General features: G+C 40.3%; 11 protein-coding genes and 2 pseudogenes. 5 read left to right on the top strand and 8 right to left on the bottom strand.

The window, feature by feature from the left end; translation table 11 throughout:
• Positions 1 to 356: 356 nt before the first annotated feature.
• Complete coding sequence (gene ltrA, locus BJP34_RS26935) at positions 357 to 2,075, top strand: group II intron reverse transcriptase/maturase (protein WP_070391404.1); 1,719 nt, start codon at positions 357 to 359, stop codon at positions 2,073 to 2,075.
• Positions 2,076 to 2,181: 106 nt separating this feature from the next.
• A pseudogene (locus tag BJP34_RS47875) lies at positions 2,182 to 2,856 on the top strand (IS200/IS605 family accessory protein TnpB-related protein); the annotation flags it as partial.
• Between the two features lie 280 nt (positions 2,857 to 3,136).
• On the opposite strand, the gene BJP34_RS26925 reads toward BJP34_RS47875, so the two are convergent.
• Entirely contained in the window at positions 3,137 to 4,768 is a 1,632-nt protein-coding gene (locus tag BJP34_RS26925; protein ID WP_070394997.1) for a hypothetical protein, read from the bottom strand.
• Between the two features lie 227 nt (positions 4,769 to 4,995).
• Between BJP34_RS26925 and BJP34_RS26920 the strand changes: the two genes are divergently transcribed.
• A complete protein-coding gene (locus BJP34_RS26920; RefSeq protein WP_149031210.1) occupies positions 4,996 to 5,190 on the top strand; it encodes a hypothetical protein in 195 nt (64 codons plus the stop codon).
• 142 nt (positions 5,191 to 5,332) lie between these two features.
• Here the strand turns inward: BJP34_RS26920 and BJP34_RS41055 are convergent, their stop codons facing one another.
• The gene (locus BJP34_RS41055; protein WP_149031209.1) at positions 5,333 to 5,533 is read right to left on the bottom strand and encodes a hypothetical protein; all 201 of its coding nucleotides are present in this window, start codon (positions 5,531 to 5,533) and stop codon (positions 5,333 to 5,335) included.
• A gap of 503 nt (positions 5,534 to 6,036) precedes the next feature.
• On the opposite strand from BJP34_RS41055, the gene BJP34_RS26915 reads away from it, so the two are divergent.
• Positions 6,037 to 7,395, top strand: a complete 1,359-nt coding sequence (locus BJP34_RS26915; protein ID WP_070394995.1) for a hypothetical protein — start codon at positions 6,037 to 6,039, stop codon at positions 7,393 to 7,395.
• Between the two features lie 80 nt (positions 7,396 to 7,475).
• Here the strand turns inward: BJP34_RS26915 and BJP34_RS26910 are convergent, their stop codons facing one another.
• Both BJP34_RS26910 and BJP34_RS26905 read right to left on the bottom strand, forming a co-directional pair.
• Positions 7,476 to 8,183: a class I SAM-dependent methyltransferase gene (locus tag BJP34_RS26910; RefSeq protein WP_070394994.1), complete on the bottom strand. Its 708-nt coding sequence runs from the start codon at positions 8,181 to 8,183 to the stop codon at positions 7,476 to 7,478.
• The gene (locus BJP34_RS26905; RefSeq protein ID WP_083305363.1) at positions 8,180 to 9,208 is read right to left on the bottom strand and encodes a glycosyltransferase; all 1,029 of its coding nucleotides are present in this window, start codon (positions 9,206 to 9,208) and stop codon (positions 8,180 to 8,182) included. Before BJP34_RS26905 ends, BJP34_RS26910 begins: the two co-directional genes overlap by 4 nt.
• 169 nt (positions 9,209 to 9,377) lie before the next feature.
• Between BJP34_RS26905 and BJP34_RS47870 the strand changes: the two are divergent.
• Positions 9,378 to 9,677, top strand: a pseudogene (locus BJP34_RS47870) (IS4 family transposase); the annotation flags it as partial.
• Positions 9,678 to 9,802: 125 nt separating this feature from the next.
• Here the strand turns inward: BJP34_RS47870 and BJP34_RS26895 are convergent.
• The 4 genes from BJP34_RS26895 to BJP34_RS26885 form a co-directional block, all read right to left on the bottom strand.
• Positions 9,803 to 11,257 (bottom strand): class I SAM-dependent methyltransferase, encoded by a 1,455-nt coding sequence (locus tag BJP34_RS26895; RefSeq protein ID WP_070394992.1) that lies wholly within the window; start codon positions 11,255 to 11,257, stop codon positions 9,803 to 9,805.
• Between the two features lie 150 nt (positions 11,258 to 11,407).
• Entirely contained in the window at positions 11,408 to 14,737 is a 3,330-nt protein-coding gene (locus BJP34_RS26890) for a glycosyltransferase family 4 protein (RefSeq protein ID WP_070394991.1), read from the bottom strand.
• A complete protein-coding gene (locus BJP34_RS44605; RefSeq protein ID WP_158517498.1) occupies positions 14,707 to 14,946 on the bottom strand; it encodes a hypothetical protein in 240 nt (79 codons plus the stop codon). Before BJP34_RS44605 ends, BJP34_RS26890 begins: the two co-directional genes overlap by 31 nt.
• Before the next feature lie 95 nt (positions 14,947 to 15,041).
• Entirely contained in the window at positions 15,042 to 16,013 is a 972-nt protein-coding gene (locus tag BJP34_RS26885; protein ID WP_070394990.1) for a glycosyltransferase family 2 protein, read from the bottom strand.
• Between the last annotated feature and the right edge of the window lie 24 nt (positions 16,014 to 16,037).

Here is a 16,037-nt window from a genome sequence, read left to right as displayed (position 1 = left end):
AGGACTCATGGGTACGAAAGAAAGGTATGTCTAAATCATCGTAAGGATTACGTAGTTGAAACAGGTTGAAACACTACAGACAAAAGGCAACGGAATATGGTTTACAAGGCTTTCACATCTTGTAAAGATTTCCTTCATATATTCCCGGTGAAAAGTACCGCCCTAAAAGTCCAAAGAATGGTTATCAGGAACGAAGTAACCCTTATATACACTCTCGGAAAGGTCGAACATTCCGAGTAGGTAGTTAGCCGTAAGTGGTATAAGGGCAAGATTGAGTCAAAAGCCAACGTCTGGAGTAACATCCAGGATATGCTGACAGACTCACGTTATAGGAAAAGATATGGATGTGAATAGCAATGAATAAGTCTAAAACTCGGGGGTTCGCCCCACAGTCGGAATGGAACAAAGTCAACTGGCGAAAGTTAGAAATGACAGTGTTTAAGTTGCAAAAACGTATATATCGAGCCTCCCAACGTGGTGATGTGAGCGTGGTAAGAAAACTCCAAAAAACACTAACAAAGTCCTGGTCAGCAAAAATGATTGCGGTTAGACAGGTCACCCAAGAGAACAAAGGTAAAAAGACTGCCGGAATAGATGGGATTAAAGCTTTAAATAATAAGCAACGTCTCACCTTAGTAGCCGACCTAAAAATCTCAAAAAAGGCACAACCTACCAGAAGGGTCTGGATTCCCAAACCTGGAAAGAAGGAAAAACGGCCTTTGGGAATCCCAGTCATGTATGACCGTGCTCTACAAGCACTCACCAAACAGGCACTAGAACCTGAATGGGAGGCAAAATTTGAACCTAATTCTTATGGGTTTAGACCAGGACGCTCATGTCATGATACTATAGAAGCTATATTTGTGGCCACCAATCGTATGCCCAAATGGGTACTCGACGCGGATATCGCCAAATGCTTCGATAAAATCAACCATGATGCACTTCTAACTAAATTAAATACATATCCATCCATGAGACGATTAATAAAGTCCTGGTTGAAATCCGGTGTGATGGATAATGGAACATTCTCACCTACAGAAGAGGGTACCCCTCAAGGTGGAGTCATCTCTCCACTTTTAGCGAATATAGCCCTCCACGGAATGGAAGAAAGAATTGAACAATACGCTGAATCAATGCCCGGATGTAAAAGGGACAATAAAAGAGCAATAAGTTTGATTCGATATGCAGATGACTTCGTTATCATGCACAAAAACCAAAACGTGGTAGAAGACTGTAAGGAAGTCATCAATACATGGTTAAAAGACATGGGATTGGAATTAAAGCCCAGTAAAACAAAAATAGTTCACACTTTTGACGGATTCGATTTCCTTGGATTCAATATCCGTCAATACAAAGTGGGGAAAAACCATTCAAAACAAGGCTTTAAAACGTTAGTCAAACCATCTAAAGAAGCAATTTCAAAGCATTTCAGGCAGCTCTCAAATGTTATAGAAAGACATAGAGCCGCTCCCCAAAAGGCGTTAATAAAACACCTAAAGCCTATTCTACGTGGATGGTGTAACTATTACAGAGGAGTCTGTAGCAAGGAAACATACACAAAACTAGGATACATGCTTTGGAACAAACTCCGAAGATGGGGGTATAGAAGACATCCCAAAAAATCAAGAACCTGGGTATACAAGAAATACTGGGGAACCAAAATAGAAAAGGCCAAGAAACCAGGAGAAAAACTCAAGGTGGACAACTGGGTATTCATGGATAAGGAAGAAAACTACCTTCCTAAACACGCCGAAACAAAAATTGTAAGGCATGTAAAAATCGAGAAAACCCGCAGCCCCTATGATGGCGACCTTATTTATTGGAACACCAGAATGAGAAAACATCCTGAAATGACCAGTCAAAAGGGAAGGCTTTTGAAAAGGCAAAAAGGGAAGTGCGCTCATTGTGGCCTTATCTTCAGGGACGGAGATTTACTGGAAAAACATCACATTTTACCACGTTCATTAGGAGGAAATGATTCAGACAAAAATCTGGAATTATTACACCTCCATTGTCACGACATTAAACACGGAATCAAAATCAATTCTTCAGAATTAGATGAGAATCCATTCTAGAGGTACTAATGGCAATAGTTCCTATGATGAGGAGCCGTATGATGCGAAAGTGTCACGTACGGTTTTGAAGACGAGTCGGAGGGGCGACTCTCCGGCTTAGTTTAATTTCATTCATCCCGGGAGAGACATAGACCGTAGGGATAAGCGACTAAAATCTGTATCCGTACGAGCATCTAAAACGATGGGTAAGGGCGGAAAACTTCATAAAGGTTTTTGCTCTAAGACCTATCAAAAATGCCGAAGAATCAACACCCAAATCGGTCACATTGTCTCTAAGCGAATTGTCGAGATTGCTGAAAAGTTCAACTCTGTTCGCGTAGCGTGGCCTACGGCCTTAGCAATCGTATTTGAGAACCTTAAGGGTTGGAAACCAAAAGGGGGACGTAAACGGTCTAACCTTCGACAAAGGTTTCACGGTTGGCTTAAAGCAAAAATTCGTGATTTTACTGAGATGAAGTGGGCTGAATTGGGCGGCAAGATAGTAGAAGTTGTAGCAGCTTATAGCTCAAAACTTGCCTATGATGGTTCGGGCAAAGTTAAACGTAATTCAAAGAATTATGCCCTAGCAACCTTCTCCTCAGGTAAGCAATTTAATGCCGTTCGCGTAGCGTGGCCTACGGCCAATCTTAATGGCGCTTACAATATCGGTGCTAGAGGTGTAATTAAACTCACTCACAGAAATGGTGGTGAGGGTCGTTTCAGTAAAAACTCTGGACGACCACCTAGAAGCTGGGTCTGTTTATGTGATCTTTGGGCAAAGGTTAGTCCTAGATTAGCATAGAACACCCCCACCTGGCTATCGCCACGCTACGCGAACGTTCAGGTGGGGTGAGCTTCATTCCAACCAGTGTCTTGATGCAAAGCGCGAGTGGTTTCCCCCATGAGCGACTGCATCGCTTCTGCCTTCTGCCTTCTGGCTTCTGCCTTGCTGTTAGGCATTTAAAATGCCTAACAGCTTAAGGGGAGCTAAAATCACTACCTGTATACCACTACCGGATTTTGAAGCGATCGCCTGTCAGTAAAAATCAACTTTTTGTAAATGTAAATTTTTGTTAAGACATTCACCATTTCTGGGTTCTAAGTGATTGTTTACAATATAAGTGAACTAGAGAAAAGCTAATTTTAAATTCATGGAACTGATAGTCTTGAATGCTAAACCAGTCTTTATTTGTCTTTATAAAATCATTATCTAAACCATCAAAAATTATAACGGCTTCAATATCACTTTTATTTTTTGTATTCAAAATAGTTTTGTTTTGATATAATCCAAGAACGCTTTCCGGGTTGAGAAATTCCCAAATTTTTTCACTTTCTTTTAGTGTCTCTGAATAAAAATTAGTCTTTTCTAACCCATAGGTTGCTATCAAAAAATTGTCTCTGTTAATAACGTGTTTAAGCACTGTTGGTAAACTTCCTGCAAGTACTTCATAACGCACGCGCGGATTAGCAACTATTAAAAATTTTTCATTATTAGGAGTGCATAATTCAACTTGTTTCAATAGATCATTGATGTACTTACTATCCTTTGCTTGTAGAGAGTACATATTCCAAACTAAGGGAACTCTATTTAACAGAATCACAACTAATATGCCTACTAGTGAAAGACTTAACCATTGAGAATAACGAGCAATATAAGACAAAACTTTTGCCAGAAAAAGGCAAGCTACTACAATGGCAGGAAATAAATAATAACCAGGATTTATTCCAGATTTAGAATAGAGCAAAATGTGAGGAGCTGCCGAAACCAATAGGAGTATCAAAAAAGGGGCAAACTCCCTGAGTGGAATTAAGATTGAATCTCGATTTAATTTGGTCAAAATTAGGGATAATCCTAAACCAATAAAAGCGATGACTAAATGGCTCTCTGTAAAAAAAACCTTGCTGGTTGATAAAATTGAATAAAATTTAAAGCTACTTTCATCTACTCCTGCATATCCCATCCCAGCAGTTCCCAAATAGAAAAGAATATAATAAATTTCTAAGACAAATGTAGAAGCTATAAATAGTAAAGGAAATTTATTATGCTTGATAGTTTGCCAAAGGGAATGTTGTCTTTCATATTTATATAAAAAAAGTTTACCAACCATTAATGTAGGAATAAAAATAATAAAAGATTCTTTACAAAGAGACATAACAATAGTCAATATAACAAAGACTACATTAGTAAATGCTTCATTATATTTCTCTTTACAACTTAGTCCCAAAAATACTAGTGATACCGATAGAAAAAACATTGCATAAGCCTCTGGAAGTGTTGGCCTTGTCCATATGTCGGATTGCCTTCCTAGCAAAGTTGATATCGAAAAAACAAATGCAATTAACAATGAAAAGTTCAATAATCTCCCAAATATAAAAATAAAAAAAGTGGTCAAAGTTGCTAAGAGAGTAATATACGAATACCATAAGGTTGAATTAACTCCAAATAGTTTGGTTACCGTGACTAAATGAATGATATAAAAAGGCCTAAACCTATTTAAGCTTTTATCAATATTTATCCAAGTAGATACAGTTTCAAAAAATCCTTTAGTGCTTAAATCGTAAGAGACTTGAGGGATAAGATGATCGTCAATAAAATAACGAAAACCAGAGGTAATTAGTCCGGTTTGATAGGCTATACTAAAAAAAGTAATTAGCATCAATGCTAATACAATAAAATTGCTTAATAGTTTGCGGTTATTTAGAGTTTTAAACATAATTTAAACATAAACTGTATTAGTTCAACTTTAAAAGGTCTACAGCCATCGTCTTGCGGTGAAATGGCTTCAATACTCTAATACACGAGCTGACTTTTCACGGCATCTATGAAAATCCCTTCAGTCCAAGATTTTGACCCAAGGCTGATTCTCAATAATCTTAATTTCTAAGCATTTAGCCGTCAGCTATCAGCTATCAGCTAATGCGCTACGCGCACGCTGTCTTGATGCAGTCGCTCATGGGGGAAACCACGGCAGTTGCTCATGGGGGGAACCACGGCAGTTGCTCATGGGGGAAACCACGGCAGTTGCTCATGGGGGAAACCCCCAAGACCGCACTGCCTCCCCAAGACCGCACTGCCTCCCCAAGACCGCACTGCCTTCCCAAGACCGCGCTGCATCGCTACTTGAGGTGCTTTTGAAGAAAACAGGTAAGCATTGGAATAATGCTGAGTTACTTCAGCTGACGGCACCTCAAGTAGCGTGAGCTTTTAGCTGACGGCTGACGGCTGACGGCTGAATACTTACTGTGAAATTAAAGGGAAGAGGAAACAGTCTGAAAAGTTAAGACATCTTGATTATAGTGAAGGCGAAGTCACCAGCGTAAAGTAGGCTGGCTATCTTTGCTTCAATGGGGTTTTGGGTCTGTTGGTGCATTGGCAATGCCCACGAGTTACCGAGAAAACCAAAGTCTCCATAAATGTGAGAGTCTCTGACCGAATCCAGAATTGCAACGACTGCTAGCCTTTCATCGGTGTTAGCCAAGAATATACTATAGGCAATGGGAACAGAAGTGTTGAATCCAGTAATAAAAGTTTACAAAAATCCCTGTCTGTCTATCGTTGTTGTCAAGCACGGTATATTGTCCTCTAGCAATACTAACTCATTTATGGCTCTCCTAGACTAAGTAGGATCAATTACTAAAAAAGATGCCAATCTAAAAAAACTTTTTGGCGTTCCTGAATGGGGGTATGATTCCAGAAACGGGCGATCGCTAATTCCCAAATTACCCATAGTACTACACCATTTAAGCGAAACGGGAGGCATTGCTGCGGGGGGAGTTTCTCTCATGGGAGCGATCCCCTAAACATAACGACATAATCGCTGCTAACTAGAGCAATCAATATACCTGATTTTTGCTTTAATAATTGTCTAAGTACCGCTATGTAAAGTTTTATTACAATATGAATTATTTTTAGTGCTAACCTTTTAACATCTTCATATTAATACCGTTTTAAGGGTCTTTTTCTCAATGGTTATTGAGGGTGATGAAAAATAAATTAATCAATTACCATATTTCTAATATTTGCTTGTTACTACTATCTCTGTTTTGCGTAGCATTACACTCATCTTTTGGTCGGCCAATTTGGATTGATGAGTTTTTACATTTTGCTTTCGGCAGCTATGAGACAACGGCTGAAGCTTGGAACGCTATCAGTCAGTCTATTCTAACGATTAATCATGGACAGACAGGCATTTATATGCTTATTAACTACTGGTTAATGCAGCTCTTTGGTGCTAACATCTTTTGGCTAAGATTTCCCAGTATTTTCTCTGGTTTGGTCTTGTTTTTAGCAGCAATTTATCTGTTCCGTCTTTGGGGCATGCCTTTTTTCTGGCAAGTGATTGGTATTCTTGCTCTTTTTGATCAAACTCAGCTAATGTATTTTGTGGGTGAAGCCCGCCCTTATATGCCTTTAGTAACTGCTACGGTTTGTACCTTGGCCTATTACAGTACCCCTTTGCCCCAAAGAACCCGTCCTATTTTTACACTTTTTGGATTATTTTCTATTTTAATGGGCGTACTATTCCACCCTTACTTTTCTGTTTATTGGTTAGCAATTATTGTATTTACATACTTGCAAAAATTAATTCAAACTGGCAAAAAAAATTCCATTAACTCTGTCATTAAACATACGAATATTCCTCTTTGTGTCCTCGGCACAATAGTCTATTTTACTTTGGGATTATTAACTTGGTTACGAGGGCAGCCAGAGTTTACATTCGATCCTTTTTATTGGAGCAAAAAGGATGAGTTAATCACCACTTTTATAGGCTTCAGTCATTTTGAATTCTTACAAAAATTTTTAGAACCATTGCTTATTACCATTTTCGTAATTTTATCAATTATTATAGTTTATCAAAAACTTAGGAAAGTTTATCTTAAAGAGCTCATCAGTCCTGTTTTTATAATAATTATAGCCTTGGGAATATCTATATTTTTCTCTTATGTCTCTTTTCGGAGTAACTATTGGATTCTACCAAGACAATGGGTAGCTTCAATCTCACTTGTTCCTTTGGCTTTTGTTTGGATTGGGTATATAATTTCACGACTTTTTTATAAAGTTCATATAATTCTAGCTTTTTCATGGATAATGCTTTGTTTTACTCCTATAGTGATTAAATTTCATGAAGTAGCTATTGATAATTATCAAGATATTAGAGAAAGGTTGGCTCAAATTTCGGTAATCTCAAAAGAATCTCAAGATTCGTTTGAGGATTTAGAGTCTATAGAATATTTTGAAAGTAAGTCTCACGAGTATTGGGTGTCTTTAGCTAATAAAAATATTCAACAAGGTGGTAAAGTTTGGAAAGGTTTTAGAAGCTTTTATAGCCCTCCCAAATGAATTAGGAAATGGTTCTATCCAAAAATAATTTTCAGGGTTAATTTTTTAAACTATAAAATTAACCTTTATCATTTTTTTGATCAGGATATTTTTTTTGCTATTAGCAGAATTGATTTTCCTAATCTATATCTTAAGATAGGATCTAACTTTCTAGAGAGAGGAACCATTAAGCTATCCCATACTTGTATTTGTTTTAAAGTTGGTTGACTTTGCTTAAGTATCAGTTTATTAGCTAGACTAGCTAGTAAACCCACACTATCTAAATAGAGACATTTAACAATCTTGAGATTATCTGGTATTATTGCTTTAAGGCTGGATTGACTATAGCGACGATAGTGACCAATAGCTGCATCGAAGGGAGTAAACAATCTTTGATGAGCCGGACCTAAAATAACTAAATTTCCATTAGCTTTTAGATGTTGAGACACTTTGATAACTTCTTGATTATCATTGCGGATATGTTCTAAAACATCAAGATATAAAATTGAATCAAAGAATTGCTCATTAGTCAAACTATCAATAGTCCCATTGCGGGCATAACAGTTGATGATACCATTTAAATCAATCGATTGTTCTAGAGCATGGAAAAGCTGATTGTCTGGCTCTAGGCACAACCACTGACTATATTGGGAGCGACAGAGTAAACGGGTGTTGCTTCCTATCCCTGCCCCAACTTCTAAGACATCACCTTTGATATATTTGCTTAATAAGACTCTTATATAGTTTTTCCAATTCTTGGCTTGAGCAAACAGCTCTAACTCTGTCCCGACATAGGTAAACTGGCTCATGGTTTTAAAGGAAAGAAATCATCAACGTAATATTTATAATCGCGAACTGGAATCAAGTTGGACTGATTCCGCGTTGACAGGATGATCAGACTGAAAACAGTGCCGATTAAGACAAGTTGGAACATAGATAGAACTAATAAACCCGACACGTAGGTGGCCCAGCCTGGTATCCCCCAATCGGTAAAGACTCTAATCAGCACAACTGAGCCTAAGAGCAACAATAAAATAACTAATAAAACTACAACACTTAATAAGATTCTGGTCCCGACAATATCTCCGTACACTGCAATAGAACTCAAGCCATGTGTCACGAGGGACACTAAGTTCATCTTGGGCTGCCCAGCTAGTCGCTTTGCCCGGGGCACATCTACTTCAAGATAGGGAATTCGAGAGCGATAAATGCCTGATGAGTAATGATTCCAAATTTCGGAAATTACTACGACGTTCTTCAATAAATAAGCAGGTAATAAACTGAAATTACCGACGCTAATTTCTTTCCCTATAAGCAGGAGATAAAGCTTTTTGTAAATGAAATAGAAAAACTTAAATGTGTAGCTTTCAGAGCGCTTACTCCGCTTAGCAAAAATTATTTTATTGTTACCTGTCTTGTCCGAGACATTCAGGAGGTGCTCTATCGCAAAGGGATTATCTTCTCCATCACCGTCCATCACCACAACCCAGTCGCAGTCTGAGTGGCTATATACATAGGACAAGCCAACCGCTATCGCTCTCTGGTGACCAAGGTTGCGGCGAAGTCGAAGGATGTTAACTGCTCGAATCTGGAGATGTTCTTGATGAGTCAGTGAATCTGGGATGGGCATAGTTGAATAGTCATCAACAATGACAACTTCTAAATTGGTGCCTTGAGGAATAATAATCTCATCAATAAGCAGCAGTAGCTTTTCCAGAGCTTCCCAGTCATTAAATGAAGGAATGACAATGACTAGATTTCTCCTATCAGTCAAGTCAGTAATTAGAGACTGATTTAGAGACTGTTTTGGCGGTGAGAGCTTTGGGAGTCCCATTTATTTTCTCTCAGACTATGAAAAACTAATATGTTAGAGTACATGTTTTCCTGCAAAAAGTCTACCCCTAACCTCAGTACAGGACAAAAAGGTTGAAAAGAAGAGCAGGATGGGGTTTGATCCGAATTTAGGAGAGTGATCTCAAACCCCATAAACCAATAAGGGCGAATTGAAGAAAGCCCTCCAACCCCATTTGGGATAGCACGGAGCGAGAGTCTCGTTTCTAGCCAAGTTCAATCTGGCATTGCTGAAAGTAAAGACAGTGAACCTGAGTGAACTGGCATTGGGATTTGAGGGAAAGGCTTTGCCCGAGTCAAATTACAAACGACTGCAACGATTTTTTCGCGGGTTTGACCTAGATCACAAGGCGTAGGCAAAAATTGTGGTCAAGTGGATGCAAATCCCTGAGCCTTCGATAGTGAGTAATGACCTTACGACTTGGGAGTTGGGGCAGCATTGCTATAACATTGGTTTCAACAGCTTCTTTGACCGTCTCATAACTGTTGAATGGTTCCTTAGCACTGACAATTTCATTGAGCACCCTATTAACCATGATTAAACTCCTGTTTTAGCTGACGTTAATTATTGAAAATTTTATTCGTTATCTGTAGGTAAACCGACAAACCCTTTAAATTTGAACCAGAGCGATCGCAATTTCCAAAACTTACTGGTCTTCATGGCCGCAATTTCTACATTAATTACCTTCAACTTAGCCTCAGCTTCGTTCAGTTGGTTCTGAATCTGCTGTAATTGATTTTGCTGAAAATTCTGAATTTTTTCCTGTGACTGTGCCAATTGTGATTGAGTATGCTGAAGGTGTGAGTGTATTTGGGTTAATTGTGACTGAGTATGCTGAAGTTCTGAGTGTATCTGAATTAATTGTGATTGATTATATTGAATTTCTGAGTGGTATTGATTTAATTGTGACTGAGTATTTTGAAGGTCTAAGTGGGCATTGGTCAATTGTGACTGAGTATGTTGAAGGTCTGAGTGGGCTTGGGTTAATTGCGATTTAGTCTGCTGGAGGTCTGTCACAGTTGCACTGACCTGAGAGCGCAAGGAAGCTATCTCTTGATCCTGTTGCTCAATAATCTTCAGAAGCTCAGCACGCCTAGTCTCGCTAGTTTGATACTGAACTTGGATGTTTTGATACTGAACTTGGAGTTTATTAAAGTCAGAGGATTTGTCCAGTAATGCCTGAACCATTCGCCCAGATGGACTCTTGAGCAGATAGTAACTAATTTGCTCATCAGTATAGCGCACCAAAGGCTGCCGACTAGCTACGAAAAACATGTCATAGTCGAACAACTGTTGTTCAAATTGCAGAAACTCAAAACCAAGGTTCTTAAAGAATTGCGACACCCCTCGCCGACTCAAAAGATGGATATGCTCAATAGATTTCATTTGCTCTAAAAAATGATCCTTTTGAGCAACCATCTCTGAATAGGTTTTACCCTCTTCATAATTGGGCATCTGGACAATGAAAATACCATCTTCCTTGAGAAGAGATGCCCCATGGCTCATGGTAGCCACTGGATCAGGTAAATGTTCCATGACATCGTAGAGTACGATGGCATCAAAACATTCTGGTTCTAGTTGCTGGTCCTCGATCGGTCCTGACAAAATGGGGATATTGAATGTCTGTTGTGCAAATTCCACAACCCAAGGGCTAAGCTCCAGACCCATAGCCTCAAAACCTGCCCAGCCCATCATTGCCACAAAGCCACCATGAGCACAACCTAACTCAAGCACTTTGGCTGGCGGTAGTTTATAAGCCATCAGTGTACGCAGCCAGTGGAGGCATCGCTCTGGTAAGTCTTGACGGGCTCGTTGACGAATATCAGGAAAACCATAATGCTCGGTCTGATGAGACAACCAGTACTCTTTACCGTAGAAGTCATGGTTATCATCCTGTACACGGATCTGCTCAGTCCTCAAACCAGTTTTTGACACTAGAGTGCCACATTGATAGCACACAAAGTAGTCGGGGGAAAATTCAGTTAGCTCAGTATTTCCACACCAACAGATATGTCTTAACGTTTGTGTCATCTTGTTGTTGTAGGGAGGTGTTGATAAATTAGCTCGAACTTACGTCTGATCACAAGTCCGGATTGAAAACCCTTTTTTTAATTAAGTCCCCAGAGAGGGAATAAAAATAAAGGGTCTTAAGAATTAAGACTTGGAAAACTGGGAAGTTATCTACAACAGGTTAATATTCTGTAGTACCGTCAAACCTATCAACGCTAATCCGCCACTACCCATGACAATTCTGACCCTGCGGAGAACCTGAGGCTTCATATAGCCAAGATAGCCCACCATACCTAACATTAGTGCAATGGACAACAAACTACCGCCAAGACTAAAGAATAGATTTCCTTGGACTGGAGAAACGAATGAGATTAGTTGCACTAGAGTCCTGTCAGCATACATGGCGGTAGATAGCAGTAGTAAGTTTATCCCTAAAATTAGACTAACTAGTGGAACTAACAGGGGTTTTAGTTGAAACCAGCCTGACCGCAATTTCCAGAATTGATTGGACTGCATTGCAGCTAGAGCTGACCCCGCTTCTTTAAGTTCCCACTGTTTTTGCTGAAGTTGAGCCTCTGCGTACCTCAATTGCTCTTCGAGATCCCCTGACTGAAGCTGAGTTGGTTGAAATTGAATTAGGGACGGACTTGGGGGTAGCTGTTGTTGGATTTGAGCCTGTAACTTCCTGAATTCTCCCCAAAGGGGGGAACCTATACCAGTACCATCATTTTTGATTGTCTTAGCAGTTTCGACCAGAACCTCTACCACGGTATCGGCCATCTTTGACCAGGAAAATTTATTCGCGTGTTCAAACCCATCAGCAATCAACTGCTTACGAACCTCTGGGTTTTGAACTTTGTACAGCGCATCAATCAGCTCGTAAACATTAGATTGATCCACATACAATGCTGCTTCCCCAGCCGCTTCAGGAAGAGAGGAGTGACGACAGGTAATTACAGGGCAACCACAAACCATTGCTTCGGTAACTGGTAATCCGAAGCCTTCGTACAGAGAGGGGACAACCAGAGCGATCGCACCAGAATACGCTACTTTTAATTCTTCATCACTCAGGGGCAGAACCATCGTTGTTATCTCTTCTGCCAAGGCAGCTAGCTCAGGTTCTAACTCAGGTCTACCACCGACACAAATCACCCCAAACTCTTCCTTATCCACCAGCTTAGATAATGCTCTGAACAGAAAGATAGCGTTTTTATAGCCATTAACACCAGTTCTTTCTCCTACTAATAGTAAGTAGGGCTTGGTCACATTGAATTTAGTCTTAAACTCATTGATATCATCATCGCTTGCCGGGGAAAAAACCTTTTTGATACCACAGTGAGCTACCGTTACCTTTGACCGGGAAATATGGGGGAAAAACTTAATCAGATCTCGAGCCGTACTTTCGGATATCGTAATATAACGGGAGGCGTGTAAGATACCGTAATGCTTTTCTTTCCAACCTGCTTCGTTAAGATTGGCACCGATCACCTCTGGAATCATGTCATAAGCCATAAATACAGAAGGAGTAGATAGGGGCGCGGTATAGTAGCTGGAAATGAATAGATCAGTCCCTTTTTCATCACAGATTTCCTGCAACAAGTCAGCATCTGCTCCGGTTTTGTTGTAATCGTAAGCTCGAATCGGGCGATAGCGAATTCCAGGAATCCTCGGAGCCGTTCCAGCCCGGTCTAAAACAATCACATGGTTCCCAAAGCCATTAGTTGCCCATACTTCTAGCAAAGACTTCCAGACTTGGGAAATTCCAGAGTTAGGAAAAAATTGGAAAAATACCCCATCAACCACAATTTGGGGGAATGGTCTTTCAATCTTCATAGTTTGTTGCTGAAATTCTTCCAGTTGCAAAAACTGCCATTTTTCGCCCTCAGGCTCCTTCTGAGCAATCGGCACTATACCACAGATATCCGCCGGTTCAACCAGGGTTTCATCCTTAACCCAAGATAAATGTTGACGCAGAAAAACCGGAAATTCAGACTGCTGCTGTAGTGCCTGCCACTCGGCCAGAGCATTCTGGTAGCCGTAGTAGCTCTCCTTAAACTGCAATTGCTGTGGTGTGACATAAGCAAAATGTTGAAAGACCAGTCCCTGTGCTTCGGTTTCTCGATGTAGGAATGGATTGATGCTTGCTATATCTTGCCCATGATTAGCTGACTGATTAGTTGACGACGGTTGGACAAGCCTTGGGGGTTCGTGGGCTGCCCAGAAACCTCCCGGTTTAAACCTCCACAGGCGCAACCATTCCTGTTTGGGGTTTTGTGTATAGCAATTGCGACTGGTGACAATTAAATTTTCTCCAACGAAATACGAACACCAGAAGAAAGCAGCCGTCTTTTCAGGTTGGTCGATGAACATCTGTCGAGCTTTACAGATTTGCTCAGTTGTCCACAACTCATCCACATCTACCTGCCACAACAAACACTCTTGTTGGATATTCTCAAGGGGAGCATTCACCATTTCTCGCTTGCCCTCCCAGAAAACCCCATCTGGTTTGCGATAGACGGTGATCTGGTCAGGGTAGCGTTCCATCAGTTGGTCGAGATACTCTGTGGTGCCATCAATACTACGACCGTTGTGGTGAATTTCATCACTGACATGCCCACCCGTCGCTAAACTCCAGGCAGTATCATGCTTCAATTGCGCTACGCCTTCAATAATGTGCCAATGCCATGGGAATGGTAGTTTACTGAAGACGTCAATATGGTAGCGAATGAAGGGTTCACCATTGAGAACAATGGTAAAAAAATGGATGGGAAGAGGGGTTGAGGCTTGACCTGACTTCCCAACAGAGTGGTGACTACCCGCTTTAGCAAAAATGGAGTAACCATTGCGCACAGACGCATTTTGCTCAATCAGTTTATAGTTTTTATCTCTTAATAACCGATGGTGATTAGTATAATTTTTATAGGTACAAATATCATCAAGTAGGATGTATTTGGCTCCATAAACCTGATCTAATTCCACCTCACCTGTGAACTCGGAGCCATCGATTAAGACCAGATCAAAATCTTCGATTTGGTTTTCTTGCTTAATCGTTTCAATCCCATCTCCAGAGGTTCCCATTTCCCTAACATAATCGATATCTTGACGAAGCCAACCCAAGACTTGTTCAAGAGGGTAGTTATTTAGAGGGGTGCGATGGGCATGATAAAATTCCCTAACCTCATCTTCTCTAGGAAACTGCTCTAGGGAAATTGATGAAATATTGTAGCATTTGACAAAAGAATCCTGGCGATAGCGTTCCCGTAACTCAGTAAAACGAGGTTTTGAAACCTCCATACAGAATAACACTGGATTAGAAGGATTTTCTCGCAGCCCCTTGACAAACGCTTCGGTGCTTCCCGCACCGGATGAAGACCCAATTTCTAGAACAGTCTTGATATCTTCTTCCTGAGCTATCCTCTGAATCGCTTTATAAAAATCGTCGTCTTTAATCTCAGGAGGAATTACATAATCTAGTTCGGATCCTGACCTATTACTTGGCATATGAAACACCTCCTCACACACACCTGAAAAAAAACTTGGCAATAACTTTGGCAAGAAAGATATAAGTCTAACTTGTTATAACAAAGGGAACAGGGAACAGGGAACAGGGAGTAGGGAGTAGCGATGCAGCGCGGTCTTGGGGAGCCAGTGCGGTCTTGGGGGTCTCCCCCATGAGCAACTGGCGTGGTTTCCCCCATGAGCGACTGCATCAAGACGGGAGTAGGGAGTAGGGAACAAAAATTATCACAATTCATTTAGGTACCCTATAGTCTTTATAACCTGTTAGTCTAACCTATTCTCCTAATCAGACTTGTTCCAAATTTGGAAAGTTTAGTTTTAGATTAGAACTTTGTCCATTCTGATTCATCCCGGTTTCCATCTCAACAATTTTCGCAATTTCAGCAATTTTCGCCCGGGCTTGCTCTAATTCAAGCTTCAGGGCATTGTATTCCGTTTCAACGGCCTGATATTTGTTTTCAAGGGCTGTATAGTTAAGATTTAGTGTATTTCTACCGTCTTCGGCATTTTGAAGCCATTCTCTCAGGTTAATGACGAATTCCTGATATTTGAGGATTCTTCTGTTCAACCAGTAGGAATCTTGATACATTGGGCATTGGTTCTGAATACTATAGGATTCAGGTAGGGATAGTCTTAACTGACTAGAAATTCCTCCTGCATAATAGGATGTCATTGTCCGAGGATAGTAACACAATTTCACCGTTTCATTCTGGATTAGCCTCAGAAACCATTCATAATCCGATGATATTCTATAGCGTTCATTGAAAAGCCCTATCTTAGAGAAAAACAAGTTAGCTCTCGAAAAGCTGGCTTGGTGAGGCAAACATCCACAGATCAGTTCATCAGCTACCTCTTCAGGCATGGGAGGCTTGACAACAATGGTAGACCCAGATTGCTCTCTAACCTCTAGGTCTCCATACACAAAATCACAGGAGGGATTTGCCAACAGGAAGTTAACGGTATCTTGGATAACTTTATCATCAAGATAATAGTCATCTGAATTAATAAAACCAATAAACTCACCAGAGGAGTACCTAATTCCCTTATTCATGGCTTCATAGATACCGCCATCAGGTTCGCTAATAAATCGGCTAATCTGATCACTATATTTATGAGCAATCTCCTTAGTTTTGTCTTGGGAGTTGCCATCAATAATAATGTACTCTATATCCTCATAGGTCTGAGAGACGACACTCTTGATCGCTCGCTCTATAAATCGCTCAGCATTTTTACATACAGTGATAATTGAAATCCTCACATGCTCCTCCTCAAAATTATCACT

The organism is Moorena producens PAL-8-15-08-1, assembly GCF_001767235.1.
GTDB lineage: Bacteria > Cyanobacteriota > Cyanobacteriia > Cyanobacteriales > Coleofasciculaceae > Moorena > Moorena producens_A.
This window is presented reverse-complemented; position numbering and strand designations above follow the sequence as displayed.

Excerpts from the sequence above, each read along its gene's own strand:
- BJP34_RS26910 (WP_070394994.1), bottom strand. The coding sequence starts at position 8,183 with ATGAGCCAGTTTACCTATGTCGGGACAGAGTTAGAGCTGTTTGCTCAA.
- BJP34_RS26905 (WP_083305363.1), bottom strand. The coding sequence starts at position 9,208 with ATGGGACTCCCAAAGCTCTCACCGCCAAAACAGTCTCTAAATCAGTCT.
- BJP34_RS26920 (WP_149031210.1), top strand. The coding sequence starts at position 4,996 with ATGCAGTCGCTCATGGGGGAAACCACGGCAGTTGCTCATGGGGGGAAC.
- BJP34_RS26890 (WP_070394991.1), bottom strand. The coding sequence starts at position 14,737 with ATGCCAAGTAATAGGTCAGGATCCGAACTAGATTATGTAATTCCTCCT.
- BJP34_RS26925 (WP_070394997.1), bottom strand. The coding sequence starts at position 4,768 with ATGTTTAAAACTCTAAATAACCGCAAACTATTAAGCAATTTTATTGTA.
- BJP34_RS26915 (WP_070394995.1), top strand. The coding sequence starts at position 6,037 with ATGAAAAATAAATTAATCAATTACCATATTTCTAATATTTGCTTGTTA.
- ltrA (WP_070391404.1), top strand. The coding sequence starts at position 357 with ATGAATAAGTCTAAAACTCGGGGGTTCGCCCCACAGTCGGAATGGAAC.
- BJP34_RS26895 (WP_070394992.1), bottom strand. The coding sequence starts at position 11,257 with ATGACACAAACGTTAAGACATATCTGTTGGTGTGGAAATACTGAGCTA.
- BJP34_RS44605 (WP_158517498.1), bottom strand. The coding sequence starts at position 14,946 with ATGCAGTCGCTCATGGGGGAAACCACGCCAGTTGCTCATGGGGGAGAC.